Genomic DNA, 19,572 nt, shown 5'->3' with positions numbered 1-19,572 from the left:
AAACACCTGATCTATCGTCAATTTTTAATGTAAACCCGCTTGTATTCTAGGCTCCGGTCAGGATAATCCACTGTTAATCCACAATACAGGGGCACACCCTGATGAACGAGGTCAGCGGCAGCGATGTGCTTGAAGCAGCGCGCCGGTTGGAAGTTTGCGGACTTAACCGCGGTGCCGCTGGCAACGTCAGCGCGCGCCGCGGTCCCGCATTCCTGATCACCCCGAGCGGACTCGAACCCTCTGAATGCACCGCCGACGACATGGTGGAAGTCTTCGGTGATGGCCACTGCAGCGGCCGCCGCAAGCCCTCTTCAGAATGGCGCATCCATCGCGACATCTACGCGAACCGCGCCGACGCGGACGCCATCGTGCACACGCACTCGCCATTTGCCACGGCACTCGCCTGCATCGGCGAATACATCCCACCCTTTCATTACATGATCGCCCGCTTCGGCGGCAGCACCGTGCGCTGCGCACGCTATGCGACCTTCGGAGAGCAGGCCTTGTCCGACGCGGTGCTCGACGCCCTGCCCGGCCGCTGCGCCTGTCTGATGGCGAACCACGGCATGCTGGTTTTCGGGCGCAGTCTGCGCCACGCGGTCGCGCTGGCCGTGGAACTCGAAACGCTGTGCGAGCAGTACTGGCGCGCGCTGCAGGTCGGCACGCCGAGGCTGCTCGACGACGACGAGATGGAGCGGGTGCTCGGCAAGTTCGCGGATTACGGTCAATGAGCATGCAGCACGAGCGGCCCGCACATGCTCAAGAATGGGGCTCGGCAGCCGTGAACCCTGTCAGCCTCCGTCGTCGCAATCCGGAGGCGATTTGCCCCTGATGCCGAATCCGTCAATGCCCACCACCCTTCTTTCACACGGCGCCACGCCGCGCAGCGAGCACGCAGAACGCCAGGTCGAGGCGGAACTGGTTGCGCTCGCCTACCGGCTGACTCCGTTCACGCTGGTGATGGCGATCGTGCTGGCCGGCCTGATCTGGGGCGTGCTGCACAAGGTTGTCGACATCAACGCACTGACCACGTGGCTGGTCGCCATGGTGCTGATCAACGTCGGCCGCTTCGGCCTGATCATGGCCTGGCGACATGTCGCACCGGGCGTCAATGAAACGCTGATCTGGAAGTGGCTGTTCATGCTGGGGGTGTTCGTCGCCGGCTGCGGCTGGGGGGCGCTCGGGGTCGCCCTGATGCCCCCGCCGGGCCACCCCTACGAAATGGTGGTGCCGCTCTGTCTCGTGGCCGTGGCGGCGGTCGGGCTGTTTTCGCTCACCGGCATGTGGAAGGCCTATGTGCTGATGGCACTGCCCACCTTGCTGCCGACCGCTTTCTTCTATCTCACGTCGCCCGAGCCGGAGCGCGAAGTACTCGGCGGCTTCATCCTGCTGTTTCTGCTGATCGCTGTTGTCAACGCCAAACGCTTCCAGAAGAACACCGCCGAATTTATCCGCCTGCGCCTGCATCACGCGCATGTGGCGAAGGAGAATGAAGAAGCCAAGGAAGCGGCCGAGCAGGCCAACCAGGCCAAGAGCCAGTTCCTGGCCAACATGAGTCACGAAATCCGCACGCCGATGAACGGCGTGCTGGGCATGGCGCAACTGCTGCTGCGCAGCGAACTGAATGGCGAACAGCGGCGCTATCTCGAAACGCTTTATCGCTCGGGCGAAAACCTGCTCGACCTGCTGAACGACATTCTCGATCTGTCGAAGATAGAAGCCGGCCGCTTCGATCTGGTACGCAGCGAATTCGACCCGCGTCGCACGCTGCGCGAAGTGACCGAACTGCTCGGTGCCCAGGCACGCGAGAAGGGACTGACGCTGGCACTCGACGTCGATGACGCGGTCCCCGGACGGGTCGAAGGCGATCCGGGACGACTGCGCCAGATCGCGGTCAACCTGATCGGCAACGCCATCAAGTTCACCGATCATGGCGGCGTGTTCGTCACGCTGCGCGTTCACTCGATGGACGATGACCTGATGCTGCAGCACCGCCCGACCACCGGCGCAGTGCGCATGGTGATGGCGGTGCGCGACACCGGCATCGGCATCACCGAACCCGACCAGGCGCGCATATTCGATGCCTTCGCGCAGGCCGACAACACGGCATCCCGCCGCTTCGGCGGCACCGGGCTGGGCCTCGCCATCTCGCGGCAACTGGCCGAAATGCTCGGCGGCGCCGTGACCTTGCGCAGCGCTTCGGGTATCGGCTCGACCTTCACGCTGTCGTTGCCCTGCAAGGTCGTGAGCACCGGCATGGAAGAAGCCCAGCACAGTCTGTCCCTGCCCAATCTGCCCCGCCTGTCCGGCACCGTGTTGCTGGTGGAGGACAGTGCGGTCAATGCAGAAGTCGCTTCCAACATGCTCGAGGCGTTCGGCCTGCGCTGGACGCTGGCGCGCGACGGCCGGCAGGCGCTGCAGGAGCTCGAGCATGCCCGGTTCGACCTCGTGCTGATGGATTGCCAGATGCCGGGCATGGACGGTTTCGAAGCCTGCGAACGCATCCGCGATCGCGAGCGTCTGGTCGGCCTGCCCGCGACACCGCTGATTGCGCTGACCGCCGGGGCCAATGACGGCGACCGCGAAAATTGCATCGCCGCCGGCATGGACGACTACCTCGCCAAGCCTTTCCGTGAAGACGATCTGTACGCGATCGTGCGCAAGTGGCTGCCCGACAACGCCGTGTCCGGTACCGGCACGATTTCGGTAGACGCGATCAGCCAGCACGATCGCGCCCGCTTCGCCGCGCTGTACGAAAAGGAATCGCAGCGCAATGTGGTGGCGCTGCAGGAAGCCCTGCGCGGCCACGATGACCACACGCTGCGCCGTGCGGCGCACACGCTGAAATCGCTCGCCGTGCATGCTCAGGCCTTCGATCTGCACGACACGATGCGCAGGCTCGAGGCGGCGGCCGTCGAAAAGGACTGGGCGCTGGCAACCGCGCTGGTGCCGATCGCCAGCCGCATGCAGCTCGAATCGGTGCGCCGCGTCGCCGAATGCAGCGCCGATGGCGACTCCGGCGGCGGATCGCTGCCCGGCGCGGTGGACATCCTGATCGTCGACGACGATGAAGCGGAACGCTTCCTGATGCGCAGATCGCTGGAGAACGCCGGCTGCACCGATGTGCGTGAAGCGGAAAGCGGAGAGGAAGCGCTGTTGATGGTCGGCCAGCAATGCCCGCACGTGGTGCTGCTCGATGGCCTGATGCAGGGCATGGACGGCATTGCCACCTGCCGGGCGCTGCGTGAGCACTATGCCCCGGAGCGCCTGATCATCGTCATGCTGTCCGGCATCGAAGATCCCAACTGGCAGCGCGCCGCACTAGACGCCGGCGCCAGCTGCTTCGTCGCCAAGTCGGTGTCGCGCGACGCACTGATGGACGCGCTCGCCACCAAGCTGGCCGAACTCGACCGCCCGCTGCGCAGTCGTACGCGTGGCAGGCCGCGTCTCAGCGTCGCCTGACCGACGCGTCGCCGCCTAAGCGCGACGCCGACACTCCGGGAGCGCGCGATGAACAAGTCACTGATCACCTTTCTGTTATGCCTGTGCGGCAGCGCATTGGCGATCGATGTATCCGATGTTCCGACCGACAAGCGCACCACACTTGATCGTTATCTGACAGCCGTGGAAGCACACCGCATGGTCAGCGAACGTGCGGCGAACGTCCTGTTCCTCGATGTGCGCACGCAGGCCGAGGTGAGCTACGTCGGCGCACCGGCAGGCATGGATGCCAACATTCCTTTCATGCTGGTCGATTTCGACCACTTCGACCCCAAATCCCGCCGCTTCACGCTGCACAAGAATCCCGCCTTCGTCAGCGCGGTCGAAGAGCGCCTCAAGGCCAAAGGCCTCGACAAGACGGCCGACGTCGTGTTGATCTGCCGTTCCGGCGATCGCACCACGCGCGCCGTTAATGCGCTGGCAGCCGCCGGATTCACCCGCGTCTGGACGGTGATTGACGGATTCGAGGGCGATACCGCGTCGGCGGGTGCCGACCGCGGCAAACGAACCGTGAATGGCTGGAAGAATGCCGGCCTGCCGTGGTCCTATGCGCTGGACAGCTCGCAGGTGTGGCTGCCCGCGGGCGCGCAATGATCAGCGGCCGGGCAGCATGCGCGAGAGCAAGCCGTCGCGATCGATGAAATGGTGCTTGACCGCAGCCAGGACGTGCCCGATCACGACCGCCATGAAGAAATAGTTCAGGAAGCGGTGCACGAGCAGCAACGCGTCACCCAGCGCCTCGTTCTTGTCCAGCAGATCGGGCAGCGGCAGCACGCCGAACCACACGGTCTGGAAGCCCTTGGCCGAACTCATCAGCCAGCCTGACAGTGGCGCCGCAATCATCAGTACATAGAGCAGATGATGTCCGGCGGCGGCGGCCCTGGCCTGCCACGCAGGTGTGCTGAGCGGCAGCGCGGGCGGCGCGTGCGTGACGCGCCAGCCCAGCCTCAGCACCACGAGCAGAAACAGCGTGACGCCAGCCCACTTGTGATACGAGTACAGCTTGAGTTTGGTCGGGGACAGCGGCAGTTCGGTCATGTACAGGCCGAGCCCGAACATGCCGAACAGCATCAGGGCAATCAGCCAGTGCAGGGACATCGCGGTGCGGGTGTAGCGCATGGTTCTCCTTTTTGGGGTGCCGTCGCAGGCCTTGCCGACCCGGGGCGCGATCGCCCCCGGTTCGCCGGGCCCGGTCCGGCGAACCGGGGGATTCGAGTCGGCCTGCCCAGTCTGTCATTGTCGCAGCCCGGCAGTTCCCGTACGACAGCAGGCCCACGGCGCAACCCGACGCGATGCATGCTTCAGAGGCTGATCTGCGTACCCAGTTCGACCACCCGGTTCGGCGGCAGATGGAAATAGTTTGCCGGCCCCTCCGATTGCCTGAGCATCCAGCCGAACAGCGCGCGGCGCCATGTCGACAGATCACCCACACCTTCGACGACGGTCGAGCGCGCGACGAAATAGGTCGTATCCATCGCTTCGAGTTCCAGTACTTCAGGCGGCAGCGCCTCCAGTGCTTTGGGAATATCGGGCTCCTCGCGGAAGCCGTAGCGCACCTCGATCGCCCACGTGTTGTCCGCCAGCCGCTGCACGGTCATCCGTTCTTCCGCCGCCACCCGGGGCACTTCCTCGATCCGTACGTGCAGGAACAGCACGGACTCATGCAACACCTTGAAATGTTTCAGATTATGGAACAGCGCACTCGGCACGGTTTCCGGGTCGGACGTCAGATAGATCGCGGTACCCGGCACGCGCGGCACCTCGGGAATCGGACTGGACAGGAAGTCCTCCATCGGAATGTTGATGCGCCTGCGCTCGCGCGCCAGCAGCTCGCTGCCGCGCTTCCAGGTGGTCAACATCGTGAACAGCGCCGCGCCCAGCAACATCGGCAGCCAGCCGCCATCGAGGAATTTGGTCAGGTTGGACGCGAAGAACAGCAGTTCGATGACGAAGAACACGCCCAGCACGGCAAGCAGCGCCACCTTCAGGCGACGCTGCGACATGGTGGTGATGAAGATCATCAGCAGCGTCGTGATGATCATGTCACCCGATACCGCAATGCCGTAGGCCGCCGCCAGATCGCTGGAGGTGTCGAATTCCAGCACCAGCACGACGACGCCGATCAGCATCAACCAGTTCACGGCCGGAATGTAGATCTGCCCGCGCTCGGTGTCCGACGTGTGCAGCTGGCGCAAGCGCGGCAGATAGCCCAGCCGCGAGGCCTGTGCAGTGATCGAGAAGGCGCCGGAAATCACCGCCTGTGACGCGATGACGGTCGCCATCGTGGCCAGCAGCACGAGCGGCAGGCGCAGCGCCTCGGGCGCCAGATTGAAGAAGGGATTGCTGACCGTTTCGGACGCCCGCAACACCAGTGCGCCCTGACCGAAGTAATTGATCAGAAGTGCCGGCGACACGATGAAATACCAGGCCAGCCGCACCGGTCGCTTGCCGAAATGCCCCATGTCGGCGTACAGCGCCTCGCCACCGGTCAGCGCGAGAAACACGGCACCGAGCAGCAGGAAAGCCTGCGCCGGTTTGTCGATCGCGAACACGATGGCGTACGTCGGATCGAGTGCGCGCAACACGTCGGGCGTCTGCACGATGCTGTTGATTCCGAGCAGCGCAAGCACCGCGAACCACACGATGGTGATCGGGCCGAAAAAACGTCCGACCAGCGCAGTGCCCTGACGCTGCACCGAAAACAGCACGATGATGATGACGATGGTGATCGGCTCGATCCAGTGCTCAAGCGTCGGCGCCACGACGGCCAGCCCTTCGACCGCCGACAGCACGGAAATGGCGGGCGTGATGACCGCGTCGCCGTAGAACATCGCCGCGGCGAACACGCCGGCAGCGGTCACTGCCGCCACCCGCCGGCGCACGCCTGCGCGGGCGGCCCGCTGCGCCAGCGACGCCAGCGCGAGCGCGCCGCCTTCGCCGTCGTTGTCGAAGCGAAGCACGATGAACACGTACTTGAAGGAAATGATCAGCGTGACGGACCAGAACAGCGCCGACAGCGCGGCCAGCACGTTCGCTTCCGACAGCGGCAGGCCGTGGCTACCGGTGAAGGCTTCCTTGAAGGCGTACAACGGACTCGTGCCGATGTCGCCGAACACCACGCCCAGCGCCGCCAGCATCAGCGGGCCGAGCGCCTTCGCGCCTTCTGTTCGTCGAGTCATTTCTGCGTCGTGGAATCACAGGTCGCCGATATTGCGCCGCAACATTTGCAAGATCAAGCGATCGTGCGCACATCCTGCGACACATTTGCAACAATCAGCCCGACTTCCAGAATCCGACTCACCATCGCCCCGCACACCATGGACGACACCGCTGACCTGTTGTCACTGCGCAACCTGATCCGTCAGTTCGTCGATGAACGCGACTGGGCGCAGTTCCACACCCCGAAGAATCTCGCGATGGCCATGAGCATCGAAGCCGCCGAAGTGATGGAACATTTCCAGTGGCTGGCCACCGGGCATGAGCTGACGGACACGAAGAAGCGGGCAGTCGGCCACGAACTGGCCGATACACTGGTGTATCTGGTTCGGCTGGCCGATACGCTGGACATCGACCTTCCCGCCGCCATCGCCGAAAAGATGCAGATCAACCGCGACAAGTACCCCGCCGAGCGCGTGCGCGGCGACGCGCGCAAATACGACGAATACGAGTGAGGCAGCCGGCAACCGTTTCCGCGATAATCCCGGCCTTCGCCGACCGCTGGCTATTTGATTTTTCGCGGTGCGCGAACCTCGACGTACCGCGGCGCTCTACCCGCCCATGACTTCATCGCCCTCGCTGCTGGACTCGCTTCTGCGTCCGCTGCCACGCCCACGTCCATCCAGCCGCATCGACTGGCCGCCGTTGCCCGGCGGCGCGCAAGCGCTCGCGCTCGCCCGACTGGCACGCGGAGCCGGCGCACCGCTGGTCGTCGTCGCGGCTCGGCCGATGGACGCGCAGCGCCTGCTCGACGAACTGCGCTGGTTCGCGCCGTCCTTGCGCAGCTTCCAGCTACCGGACTGGGAAACCCTGCCGTACGACCAGTTCTCGCCGCACAACGATCTGGTATCCGAGCGCCTGGAAACGCTGTACGCGCTGATGCGCGGCGAACTGGACGTGCTGGTCGTGCCGGCCTCGACCGCGCTGTACCGGCTGGCGCCGCGCGAATACCTCGCTGCGCACACCTTCTTCGTCAAGCAAGGCGAAAAGCTCGACGTCGAGCGCCTGCGCCTGCAACTGACGGTGGCGGGCTATGGCCCGGTGACCCAGGTGGTGGCGCCGGGCGAATACAGCGTGCGCGGCGGTCTGGTCGATCTGTATCCGATGGGCGCCGCCCTGCCCTACCGCATCGACCTGTTTGACGACGAAGTGGAAAGCATCCGCACGTTCGACGTGGACACCCAGCGCACCGTGTTCCCGACCAAGGAGATCCGCCTGCTGCCGGCACGCGAATTCCCGATGGATGACAAGGCGCGCACGGCCTTCCGCTCGCGTTTCCGCGAAGCGTTCGAGGGTGATCCGTCGAAGTCGGTCATCTACAAGGATGTGTCCAACGGCGTACCGACCGCGGGCATCGAGTACTACATTCCGCTGTTCTTCGAGCGCACCGACACGCTGTTCGACTATCTGCCGGTCAACGCGCTGGTGGCGCTCGATGCCGAGGTGAATGACGCCATCGGCGATTTCTGGCGCGACACGAAAAGCCGCTTCGACCTGATGAAGGGCGAACGTGCGCGGCCCATCCTGCCGCCGACCGAACTGTTCCTGTCGGAAGAGCAGTTCCATGTGTCGCTGGCCAATCGCGCCATCGTGCGCCTCGGGCGCGGCGCACCGGACACGTCGGCGGGTGCGTCGACCTTGCCGGAGCTGGGCATCGAGCGGAAGGCGGCCGACCCGCTGCACCGGCTGCGCGCGCAGGTCGCGGCACAGCGCGTCGTGGTGATCGCCGAATCGGCCGGGCGCCGCGAAACGCTGATCGACTATTTCGCCGAATACGGGCTGGCCAGTGCGCCGGTCGAGGGTTTCGACGCCGCCATCGCCGCAGACGCCGCCCTGACGGTCGCCATCGGTCCACTGGTCGAGGGCTTTGCGCTGTCATCACCCGCGATCGCGCTGGTGACCGAAAGCGAGCTGTACCCAACGCAGGCGCGTTCGCGCGGCAAGCGCGACGGCCGAAAGGTCACCGCCGAGAATTTCCTGCGCGACCTGACCGAGCTGAAGATCGGCGATCCGGTGGTGCATCTGCAGCACGGCATCGGGCGCTACATCGGCCTGACCCACATGGATCTGGGCGAAGGCGAAACCGAATTCCTGCATCTGGAATACGCCGACGGCGACAAGCTGTATGTGCCGGTGTCGCAGCTGCACCAGATCAGCCGCTACAGCGGCGCGCCGGGCGACCAGGTGCATCTGCACAAGCTCGGTTCAGGCCAGTGGGACAAGGCGAAGAAGCGCGCCGCCGCGCAAGTGCGCGACACCGCCGCCGAACTGCTGGCGCTGTACGCCCAGCGTTCGGCGCGCAAGGGCCATACCTTCGGTTTCAAGCAGCACGACATGGATGCCTTCGCCGAAGGTTTCGGCTTCGAGGAAACGCCGGACCAGATGGGCGCGATCAACGCGGTGGTCGGCGACATGACGTCCGGCCGGCCGATGGACCGCCTGGTGTGCGGCGACGTCGGCTTCGGCAAGACCGAAGTCGCGCTGCGCGCCGCCTTCGTCGCGGTGGCCGATGGCAAGCAGGTGGCCGTGCTGGCGCCCACCACGCTGCTGGCCGAACAGCACTACCAGACCTTCAGCGACCGCTTCGCCCAGGTGGCGCACGAATGGCCGGCACGCATCGCCGAAATCTCGCGCTTCAAGAGCGCGAAGGAACAGACGCAGGCGCTGAAGGAAGCCGCCGAAGGCAAGATCGACGTGCTGATCGGCACGCACCGCCTGCTGCAGAAGGACGTGAGCTTCGCCCGCCTCGGCCTGGTCATCATTGACGAGGAACACCGCTTCGGCGTGCGCCAGAAGGAGGCGCTGAAGTCGCTGCGCGCCGAGGTCGACGTGTTGACGCTGACCGCGACGCCGATTCCGCGCACGCTGGCCATGTCGCTCGAAGGCATCCGCGATTTTTCGGTCATCGCCACCGCGCCGCAGAAGCGGCTGGCGATCAAGACCTTCGTCAGCCCGTGGTCGCGCGGCCTCATCCGCGAGGCGGTGCTGCGCGAATTCAAGCGCGGCGGGCAGGTGTATTTCCTGCACAACGAGGTCGACACCATCGAAGAGATGGGCACCCGGCTCGCCGACCTGCTGCCGGAGGCGCGCATCGTCATCGGCCACGGCCAGTTGCCCGAACGCGAGCTGGAGCGCGTGATGCGCGAATTCACGCAGCGCCGGCACAACCTGCTGCTGTGCACGACCATCATCGAAACCGGCATCGACAATCCGAACGCCAACACCATCATCATCAACCGCGCCGACCGCTTCGGTCTGGCCCAGCTGCACCAGTTGCGCGGCCGGGTCGGTCGCAGCCACCACCAGGCCTACGCCTACCTGCTGACCGACGCGCACGCCAAGCCGACCGAACAGGGTCGCCGCCGGCTGGAAGCCATCACCATGATGGAAGAGCTCGGATCCGGCTTCTACCTCGCGATGCACGACCTGGAAATCCGCGGCGCCGGCGAAGTGCTCGGCGAATCGCAATCCGGCGAAATGCAGGAAATCGGCTTCAACCTCTACACCGACATGCTCAAGAGCGCGGTCAAGTCGCTGCAAAGGGGCGAAGACGCCGACCTCACGCAACCGCTGGACATCGTGTCGGAAATCAATCTGCACACGCCGGCGCTGCTGCCGACCGCCTACTGCCCGGACGTGCACGAGCGGCTCACGCTGTACAAGCGGCTCGCCAACTGCGAAACCGTCGACGAGGTGTCGGCGCTGCGCGAAGAACTGGTCGACCGCTTCGGCCAGATGCCCGACCAGACACGCGCCCTGCTCGAAACACACCGGCTGCGCATCGCCGCCAAACCGCTCGGCATCACCAAGATCGACGCGCACGACACGCAGATCCTGGTCACCTTCGTGCCCAACCCGCCGATCGAGCCGATCCGCATCATCCAGCTCGTGCAGAAGGACCGGAACTTCAAGCTGGCCGGCCAGGACCGACTGTCCTGGAAGCGCTCGAGCGCCGACCTGGATGCGCGCGTGGCCGGCGTGCGGGAGCTGATGAAAAAGCTTGCCGGCTGACAGGTGTCCCCGCACGTCCGGTGCGCCAGGGCATCAGCCTGCTGTTCGGCAACCGGCCTTTGTGAGACAGTGCGCCGTCGTTTGTTTTGCCGCACGCCGCTTGGGGTCTGTCGACCGCGCGGCGGCGTGCCAGCCGCCGCTCAACCGTCACCCGTTCAGAACCTGAAAGTCTGACGCCGACGACACCATCCCGTTCGCGCGAGGCACCGACCAACAGGCGCCCGCGCAACGAGAAGATCATCGCCCGACCCCACGGGCGGGATACGTCACGTCAACGAAGGGAGCTGAAATGGTTACGGTGAAGCAATTGCTGGCAGGCAAGCCACACAGGACAGTGCGCGCGGTCGCGCCGTCCGACTCGGTACAGACCATCCTCGAACTGATGAAGGCACACACGATCCGGTCGGTCGTCGTGCTCGAGTCCGACGCGCTGATCGGCATCGTGTCCGAGCGCGATTGTGCGCTCAAGGTACTGATGAACCAGGCGAGTCCGCGGCAGACAAGCGCGCGCGACATCATGACGTCGGACGTCGTGACCGTGACCGAAGAGAATTCGGTCGACGAATGCATGCGGCACATGACATCGAAGAACATCCGTCACCTGCCGGTCTGTACCGGCCGCACCGTGATCGGCATGGTGTCGGTCGGTGACGTGGTCAAGGAAGTCATCCGCCAGCAGACCGAGCACATCACTTACCTCGAAAGCTACATCAAGGGCCACGGCGTGCGCGGGTACTGAAGCACGTCATTCCGGTTCACCGATGGCGAGGCGTGTCAGTATCGTCCGGCTGACCGGGCGATACAGGCTTGCTATCGTCCGGCGCTTCCGGGGCCACGCCCCACAACCGAACGCACGCCATGCATGCCATACAGCCGCACGACGCGGCACCGTTTTTCATCGTCCTCAATGCGGCTTCCGGCAGCAGCGACGCCGCACAGACCTGCGCCACCATCGCTTCTGTGCTGGCGGCCGCTGGTCGAACGCACCACATCCTGATGGTGGAATCAGGCCAGACACTGCCCGAGCTGGCGCGCGATGCCGTGGCGCGGGCGCAGGCCGAACAGGGCATCGTGGTTGCGGCCGGCGGCGACGGGACGATCAACGCCGTCGCGCAGGCAATGCTGGGCAGCGGTCTGACCTTTGGCGTGCTGCCACAGGGCACGTTCAACTACTTCAGCCGCGAACACGGCATTCCGGCCGACACCGAAGCTGCAGTGCAACTGCTGCTCGACGGTGACGTGCGGCCGGTGCAGGCGGGCCGCGTGAACGACCGTGTGTTCCTGGTGAATGCCAGTCTCGGTCTGTATCCGGCGCTGCTGGAAAACCGCGAGGAGTGGAAGCGCCAGCTCGGACGCAGCCGCCTCGTCGCCTTCTGGGCCGGTCTGCTGACGCTGCTGCGCGAACACCGACGACTGACGCTGGACATCGAGCACGGCGGCGAGCGGCGCACCATCCGGACGGTGACGCTGTTCGTCGGCAACAACCGTCTGCAGCTGGAGCAGCTGGGTCTGCCCGAGGCGTCGGACCTCGCCCGCGGCAGGCTGGCCGGCATCACGCTGCGCCCGACCGGCAAGCTGGCCATGCTGTGGCTGCTGGTGCGCGGGGCGCTGGGTCGACTGGGTGACGCCGACCGCGTGGTCAATTTCAGTTTCCGCACGCTCAACCTGAGTTCGCGCCGGCGCCGGCACATCAAGGTGGCCACCGACGGCGAAGTCGCGTGGATGAATACACCGCTGCATTTCGAGGCGCTGCCGGACGCGCTGAATCTCATCGTGCCGCGCGGCCCGACGGCATGAGTGCACTGCTGATGCAGATTTCCGACACCCATTTCGGCGTCGAACGCCCGCCTGTGTGCGACGCCCTGCGCCGGCTGGCGCGGGCACAGCAGCCCGGCGTGCTGCTGCTGTCGGGCGACATCACTCAACGCGCACGCGCGCGTCAGTTTGCCGCCGCGCGCAGTTTTGTCGACAGCCTGGGCATCCCGGCGCAGGTCACCCTGCCCGGCAATCACGACATCGCGTTGTTCAACGTTTTTGAACGGCTGCTGGTGCCCTACCGCAGCTACCGGCGCGCCTTCGGCGCCGCGCACGATGCAGTGTTCGATGCTGAAGGTGTGCGCATCGTCAGCGTCGATTCGACGCGTGCATACCGCCATGTCGACGGCGAACTGTCGGCCGACCAGATCGAAGCCGTCGCGCGTGCGCTCGACGGCGCACCCGCCGGTGCGATGCGCATCGTCATGCTGCATCACCCGGTGGCCGTGAGCCGGCCCGACGAGAAGCACAACCGTGTGCATGGCCATCGCGAGGCAGTCATCCGCTGGCGGGCCGCCGGCGCCGATCTCATTCTGGGCGGCCACATCCACCTGCCCTTCGTGCGCCGGCTCGACGGCGACGGCCTGCGCACGGCGTGGGCCGTGCAGGCCGGAACCGCCGTGTCGGAGCGCACGCGACCGGAAGCCGGCAACTCGGTCAATCTGATCCGCGCGATCACGCTGCGTGGCGCGCGCGCCGCCGTTGTCGAGCGCTGGGACTACTGTTCGGAAAGCGATCGCTTCGAGTCGGGCGCACTGAGCGCGCTGGCGCTGGATGCGCATCACTGAGCACCGATGAGCGCCCTTCCTGCCGACCCGCAACAGCTGGCCGACTTCATCGCGCAGCACGCGGTGCCGCTCTGTCTGGGCGCCCTCGGCGTCGCCTTCACACTGGCCGTCGCCGGCCACACCACTGCCCGTCGCCTGTGGCCGGCGGGCGCCCGCACCCGCGTGCAGATCGCAACCACCGGCGCCGTCTGTCTGTTGTGTGCGCTGCTGCTGTTCGCTGCCCTCGCATGGGCCGTGTCCGGCGACGGCCGACTGGTGCAGTTCGACCACGCGCTGGCCGATGCCATGGCCGCGCATCAGCCCGCCGGTACGCTGCGTGTATTCGCCCGTCTCACGCACTTCGGCGACACGATCGTGCTGACCACGCTGTGCATCGTAGGCGCAGCCGCACTGCTGGCCGGCGGCGAACGCCTGCTGGCCGCCTCGTGGGTGGCGGCCATCGGCGGAAACTCGCTGCTCAATCATTCACTGAAGGCGATGTTCGAACGCGTTCGCCCGCTGCACGAACATGGCCAGACCTGGGAAACCAGCTGGAGTTTTCCGAGCGGTCACAGCTCGGGTACGCTGGTGGCCTATGGCATGGCCACCTGGATATTGATGCAACTGCTGCCGGCGCGCTGGTATCTGCCGGTGCTGCTGAGCGCTGTCGCGATCGCGCTGGTGACCGCGCTGAGCCGCATCGTGCTGCACGTGCATTTCGCCAGCGATGTGATGGCCGGCTTTGCATCCGGCTCCGCGTGGCTCACGTTGTGCATCACCGTCGCGGCGCTGTTTCGTCGACGCCCGGGCCGCATCATGCAACCATCCGGCCCGCGAAATGCCTGACCGCACAACGGTCCACAAGGAGCAGCAACCATGATCGATCACTCGCGCCTCGAAGCGGCCTGGTGGGCCAGCTTCATCGGCGACGCACTGGCCATGCCGGTGCACTGGTACTACACGCGCAGCCGCATCGCCGTCGACTATGGCGAGATCGACCATTACATGGCGCCGCACAATCCGCACCCGGACAGCATCCTGTGGCGCAGCACGTACCAGCACACCGACTCGACCGACGACATCCTGCATGACCAGGCCCGCTTCTGGGGCGGGCCACGCGGCATCCACTACCATCAGTTCCTGCACGCCGGCGAAAACACGCTGAACATCCGGCTCGCCGCCCTGCTGGCCGAGTCGCTGGTCGAGTGTGGCCACTACGACCGCGACGACTTCGCGCGCCGCTACCTCGACTTCATGCTGACACCCGGCATGCACGGCGATACCTATCTCGAGGAGTACCACCGCGCCTTCTTCAAGCACTACGCCGAAGGCCGCGAACTGGGCGACTGCGGCATCGAGGATATCCACATCGGTGGTCTGGCGACGCTGACACCGCTCATCCTGTTCCACGCCGCCAACCGCCACGCGATGCATGAAGCCGTGGCGTCGCACATCGATCTGACGCACAAGGGGCCGGTCGCGGCCGAAGCGGCGAAAGTGTTCGCCGACCTGATGTACTTCCTGCTGCAGGGCGTGCCGATCGATGACGCCATCGAGCGCGCGGGCGGCGCCGCGCACACCGCACTGACCTGGCCCTACCGATCGTGGGTGCGCACGCGGCCGGACGAAGAAGTCGTCGGTGCCCAGTTCAGCCCGGCCTGCTACCTGGAAGATTCACTGCCGGCGACGCTCTTCCTCGCCGTGAAATACGGGTCCGACCTGCGCGCCGGACTGATGTCCAACGCACGACTGGGCGGCGACAACTGCCACCGCGGCGTCGTGCTCGGCGCGCTGCTCGGCGCGCAGAGCGGCATGCACGCCGTGCCGCAGGCGTGGATCAACGGGCTGCATGAGCATGATCGCTTGAAGGACCTGCTGGAAAAACTCTCTGCGCTGGCGCTGAAGGACTGCTGACGACAGGCCAGCGCATGTCCCCCCACGTCGATACCTGGCACGCCGACCCTGCGGGAGCGGTGGCCCTTTGAAGGCCCTCCTGTGGGAGCGGCGGCCTCGCCGCGATACGCACTCTGCAATGAGACCATTGCTACGATGATCGCGGCGGGGCCGCCGCTCCCACAGGCCGCCTCTCCAATAGAGGCCGTTCGCTCAGAAGATAGGGGTCAGTCGCACACGCGCACCCCAGGAACAAGCCGTGCTCGGATCACCCCACCCACACCCGCGCATTCCTGAACATGCGCATCCACGGGCTGTCCTCGCCCCAGTGGTCCGGGTGCCAGCTCATCTGCACGCTGCGGAATACGCGCTCGGGGTGCGGCATCAGGATGGTGGCCCGACCGTCATCCGTCGTGACCGACGTGATGCCGTCGGGCGAGCCGTTCGGGTTGCGCGGATAGCGCGTCGCGACCTTGCCGTCGTGGTCGATGTAGCGCATCGCGACCCGGGCCAGCGACTGCGCCTGCAGGTCGTCGAACACGGCGCGCCCTTCGCCGTGCGACACCACGATCGGCAGTTTCGACCCGGACATGCCACGGAAGAAGATGGACGGCGACTCGACCAGTTCGACCATCGTGAAGCGCGCCTCGAATTGCTCCGAGCGGTTGCGCTCGAAACGCGGCCAGTGTGCCGCGCCCGGAATGATGTCGCGCAACTGGCTCATCATCTGGCAGCCGTTGCACACACCCAGTGCAAACGTGTCTTCGCGGTTGAAATATTCGGCGAAGGCGTCGCGCAGCTGTGCATTGAACAGGATGGACTTGGCCCAGCCGGCGCCGGCGCCCAGCACGTCGCCGTACGAAAAACCGCCGCAGGCGGCCAGACCCTTGAAGTCAGCCAGTTTCACGCGTCCCGCCATCAGGTCGGACATGTGAACATCGTGCGCTTCGAAGCCCGCGCGGTCGAAGGCGGCCGCCATTTCAACCTGACCGTTCACGCCCTGCTCGCGCAGGATGGCAATCCTCGGACGCTTTCCGCTGCTCACGAAGGGCGCTGCAACATCTTCCTGCGGCTCGAAGGTCAGCGCAGCGAACAGGCCGGTGTCATCCGTGTCGTCGAGCAGTGCGAACGCCTCGTCGGCGCAGCTCGCGTCGTCGCGCAGTGCGGCGATGCGGTGGCTGACTTCGCTCCACGCCTTCAGCAGATCGCTGCGCGCTTCGCTGAAAATGACCTTGGCGTTGTGCCACAGGCGGATTTCGTCGCGGTCATTCGGGCTGCCGATGCCGTGCGTGACGCCGGACAGCCCGCCTTCGCGCAGCACATCCATCACCTTCGAACGGTCCGCGACGCGGATCTGGATCACCGCGCCCAGTTCTTCCGCGAACAACGCCGAGAAGGTGCGGTCGTTGAAGCGGCCACGCACCGCGTCCGGCTTCTTGGCAAGCGAATCGACGTCGACCAGCAACGGGTCGTAAGCCAGCGTATCGAGGTTGATCGACAGACCGACCCGCGATGCGAACGCCATTTCGCACAGTGTGGCGAATAGGCCGCCGTCCGAGCGGTCGTGATACGCCAGCAGATAGCCTTCGTCGCGCAGCCGGTTGATCGCCGGCAGGAAGCGGCCCAGCAGCACCGCGTCGGCGTCCGGGGCATGTTCGCCCACCACGCCATAGGCCTGTGCAAACGCCGAGCCGCCGAGGCGGTTCTTCATCTGGCCAAGATCGAGCAGCAGCAGTTCGGTGTCGACTTCAGGGTCCGTCAGGAGCTGCGGCGTCAGCGTCTTGCGCACGTCGCCGACCGGCGCGAACGCCGTGATGACGAGCGACAGCGGTGAAATGACTTCCATCTGCCGCGCGTTCTGACCTTCGCCCTCGGTCCAGCGCGTCTTCATCGACAGGCTGTCCTTGCCGACCGGAATCGACAGGCCGAGCCCGGGGCAAAAGTCGATCGCCACGGCCTTCACCGTGTCGAACAGTGCCGCGTCTTCGCCCTTGTGGCCGGCAGCGGCCATCCAGTTGGCCGACAGCTTGATGCGGTCGAAGCTGCGCACGTCGGCGGCGACAAGATTGGTGATCGCCTCGCCGATCGCCATGCGACCGGATGCCGGGCCGCTCAGCAGCGCCACCGGCGTGCGCTCGCCCATCGCGAACGCTTCGCCCTGGTAGCCGCTGAAACCTGCGCTGGTCACGGCCACATCCGCCACCGGCATCTGCCAGGGGCCGACGAACTGGTCGCGCGCAGTCAGGCCGCCGACCGATCGGTCGCCGATGGTGATCAGGAAGGACTTGCTGGCGACCGACGGCATGCTCAGCACCCGGTAGGCGGTGTCCTTCAGGTCATAGCCGGCGACGTCCATCGGCGGCGCAAAGGCCGGGCGGCGCTGCACGGTACGGTGCATCTTCGGCGGCTTGCCGAGCAGCACGTCCATCGACATATCGACCGGCCTGGTGCCGAAGTGCGGGTCTTCGACCGTGAGCTGACCATCCGGCGTCGCCTCGCCGAGCACCGCATACGGGCAGCGCTCGCGCTCGCACAGGGCGCGGAAGTCATCGACCCGTTCGGGCGCGATCGCCAGCACGTAGCGCTCCTGCGATTCGTTGCACCACAGTTCGGCCGGACTCATGCCCGACTCTTCGCTCAGGATGGCGCGCAGATCGAACCACGCGCCGTGGCCTGCACCGTGGGCCAGCTCGGGCAGCGCGTTCGACAGACCGCCGGCGCCGACGTCGTGCACCGCAAGAATGGGGTTGTCGTCCTGCATCTGCCAGCAGCGGTCGATCACTTCCTGCGCGCGGCGCTCGATTTCCGGGTTGCCGCGCTGCACCGACGCAAAGTCGAGGTCGGCGGTGTTGGTACCGGTGGTCATGCTCGATGCCGCGCCGCCACCCAGACCGATCAGCATGGCCGGGCCACCCAGCACGATCAGCTTCGTACCCGCCGGAAACTCGATCTTCAGCGCGTCGCGCGCGCTGATGTTGCCGATGCCGCCGGCGATCATGATGGGCTTGTGATAGCCGCGCATTTCGCCCATGAAGGGCAGTTCGAAGGTGCGGAAATAGCCGGCGAGATTGGGCCGGCCGAATTCGTTGTTGAACGCGGCCGCACCCAGCGGGCCGTCGATCATGATCTGCAGTGCAGAGGCGATGCGTTCGGGCTTGCCGTAAAGCGCGCCGTCCACCCGCTCCCACGGCTGTTCGAAGCCCGGGATGTTCAGGTTGGACACGGAAAATCCGGCGAGACCCGCCTTGGGCCTGGCACCGCGGCCGGTCGCGCCCTCGTCGCGGATTTCGCCGCCGGCGCCGGTTGCGGCACCGGCGAACGGCGAAATCGCGGTCGGATGATTGTGCGTCTCGACCTTGGCCAGGAAGTGCATCGACTCGGCATGCCAGCCCCAGCGGCCGTCGCGGTCCGGGTAGAAGCGGTCGACCGGCGCAGTCGTTGCGCCTTCGATCACCGCCGCATTGTCCGAATACGCCACCACGGTGTGCTGCGGCGTCGCGCGGTGGGTTTCGCGGATCATGCCGAACAGGCTCAGATCCTGCGTCGCGTAATCGATGTTCCAGCTCGCATTGAATATCTTGTGCCGGCAGTGCTCCGAGTTGGCCTGCGCGAACATCATCAGCTCGACGTCAGTCGGATCGCGGCCAAGCTTCGAATACGCCGAGAACAGATAGTCGATCTCGTCGTCGGACAGCGCGAGGCCGAGCGCACTGTTGGCCTGCACCAGCGCGGCGCGGCCCTGCTCCTTGCCGCCGTCTCCGAGCGACACGCTGACCAGCGGGCGCGGTGGCACATGGCTGAACAGCGCATCGGCGTCCTCCAGGCTGCCCAGCACCGATTCGGTCATGCGGTCGTGCAGCTTCGCCGACAGCGCCGCGCGCTCGGTCGCGTCGAGCGACGCCGTGCCCAGCAGCCCTCTCGACAGCTCGATTTCGTACAGCACGCCGCGCTCGATGCGCAGCACATTGCTCAGCCCGCAATTGTGCGCAATGTCGGTCGCCTTCGACGACCAGGGCGATATCGTGCCCAGCCGCGGCGTCACCAGCAGCGCACCCGCAGCCGGCATGGCTGCAGGTTCGGCCGCCAGCAGCGCGTGTAGCTGCGCCAGTTCGCCGGCGCCCGGTGCTGCGCTGCATTCGACGAAGAAGTGCTGCGTCGCGCGCACTTCGCGCACCTTGCCGACCGTCGCGCGACAGTCATCGGCCAGACGCGCCAGACGCGCCTCGGAAAAGGCAGGGGTACCGCGGAGCTTCAGAATCAGGGTCATGAGGGGAAACTGGAGGAAAGGACGCCGGACACCGCCACGCGGATCCGAATTCGCAATTATATATAGGGGGCACCGATCACCGCAGTCGGATCGTTGCGCCGG

General features: G+C 65.9%; 13 protein-coding genes. 10 read left to right on the top strand and 3 right to left on the bottom strand.

Translation table 11 applies throughout. From position 1 onward, the window contains the following. The first annotated feature begins 101 nt into the window (after nt 1-101). From ACTIFF_RS06980 to ACTIFF_RS06970, 3 genes are all read left to right on the top strand, one after another. Nucleotides 102-731 (top strand): class II aldolase/adducin family protein, encoded by a 630-nt coding sequence (locus tag ACTIFF_RS06980; RefSeq protein ID WP_439536183.1) that lies wholly within the window; start codon nt 102-104, stop codon nt 729-731. 115 nt (nt 732-846) lie between these two features. Further along, nucleotides 847-3,462 (top strand): response regulator, encoded by a 2,616-nt coding sequence (locus ACTIFF_RS06975; protein ID WP_439536182.1) that lies wholly within the window; start codon nt 847-849, stop codon nt 3,460-3,462. A 48-nt stretch (nt 3,463-3,510) separates the two neighbouring features. Further along, a complete protein-coding gene (locus ACTIFF_RS06970) occupies nt 3,511-4,095 on the top strand; it encodes a rhodanese-like domain-containing protein (RefSeq protein ID WP_439536181.1) in 585 nt (194 codons plus the stop codon). On the opposite strand, the gene ACTIFF_RS06965 is transcribed toward ACTIFF_RS06970, so the two are convergent. Together ACTIFF_RS06965 and ACTIFF_RS06960 are read right to left on the bottom strand one after the other, a co-directional pair. Continuing rightward, nucleotides 4,096-4,620, bottom strand: a complete 525-nt coding sequence (locus tag ACTIFF_RS06965; protein ID WP_439536180.1) for a cytochrome b — start codon at nt 4,618-4,620, stop codon at nt 4,096-4,098. 182 nt (nt 4,621-4,802) lie between these two features. Further along, entirely contained in the window at nt 4,803-6,680 is a 1,878-nt protein-coding gene (locus ACTIFF_RS06960) for a potassium transporter Kup (protein ID WP_439536179.1), read from the bottom strand. Between the two features lie 138 nt (nt 6,681-6,818). On the opposite strand from ACTIFF_RS06960, the gene ACTIFF_RS06955 reads away from it, so the two are divergent. From ACTIFF_RS06955 to ACTIFF_RS06925, 7 genes are all read left to right on the top strand, one after another. Beyond that, nucleotides 6,819-7,172 carry a nucleotide pyrophosphohydrolase gene (locus ACTIFF_RS06955; protein ID WP_439536370.1) on the top strand — a complete coding sequence of 118 codons (354 nt, stop codon included), beginning with the start codon at nt 6,819-6,821 and terminating at the stop codon, nt 7,170-7,172. A gap of 106 nt (nt 7,173-7,278) precedes the next feature. Further along, complete coding sequence (gene mfd / locus ACTIFF_RS06950; RefSeq protein ID WP_439536178.1) at nt 7,279-10,728, top strand: transcription-repair coupling factor; 3,450 nt, start codon at nt 7,279-7,281, stop codon at nt 10,726-10,728. 289 nt (nt 10,729-11,017) lie between these two features. After that, on the top strand, nt 11,018-11,467 hold the full coding sequence (locus ACTIFF_RS06945) for a CBS domain-containing protein (protein WP_306475994.1): 450 nt from the start codon (nt 11,018-11,020) through the stop codon (nt 11,465-11,467). Between the two features lie 119 nt (nt 11,468-11,586). Then, nucleotides 11,587-12,525: a diacylglycerol/lipid kinase family protein gene (locus tag ACTIFF_RS06940; protein WP_439536177.1), complete on the top strand. Its 939-nt coding sequence runs from the start codon at nt 11,587-11,589 to the stop codon at nt 12,523-12,525. After that, nucleotides 12,522-13,331, top strand: a complete 810-nt coding sequence (locus tag ACTIFF_RS06935; RefSeq protein WP_439536176.1) for a metallophosphoesterase family protein — start codon at nt 12,522-12,524, stop codon at nt 13,329-13,331. Before ACTIFF_RS06940 ends, ACTIFF_RS06935 begins: the two co-directional genes overlap by 4 nt. Nucleotides 13,332-13,337: 6 nt before the next feature. After that, nucleotides 13,338-14,156, top strand: a complete 819-nt coding sequence (locus ACTIFF_RS06930; RefSeq protein ID WP_439536175.1) for a phosphatase PAP2 family protein — start codon at nt 13,338-13,340, stop codon at nt 14,154-14,156. A gap of 30 nt (nt 14,157-14,186) precedes the next feature. Continuing rightward, nucleotides 14,187-15,224, top strand: coding sequence for an ADP-ribosylglycohydrolase family protein (locus tag ACTIFF_RS06925; RefSeq protein WP_439536174.1), 1,038 nt, complete (start codon nt 14,187-14,189; stop codon nt 15,222-15,224). Nucleotides 15,225-15,471: 247 nt separating this feature from the next. Here ACTIFF_RS06925 and purL read toward each other — a convergent pair whose 3' ends face one another. Next, a complete protein-coding gene (purL, locus tag ACTIFF_RS06920; RefSeq protein ID WP_439536173.1) occupies nt 15,472-19,470 on the bottom strand; it encodes a phosphoribosylformylglycinamidine synthase in 3,999 nt (1,332 codons plus the stop codon). Nucleotides 19,471-19,572 lie beyond the last annotated feature (102 nt).

It is taken from the genome of Methyloversatilis sp. (genome assembly GCF_051861465.1).
Classification (GTDB): domain Bacteria; phylum Pseudomonadota; class Gammaproteobacteria; order Burkholderiales; family Rhodocyclaceae; genus Methyloversatilis.
The sequence above is the reverse complement of the archived record's forward strand: the minus strand, read 5'-3'. Positions and strand labels throughout refer to the sequence as shown.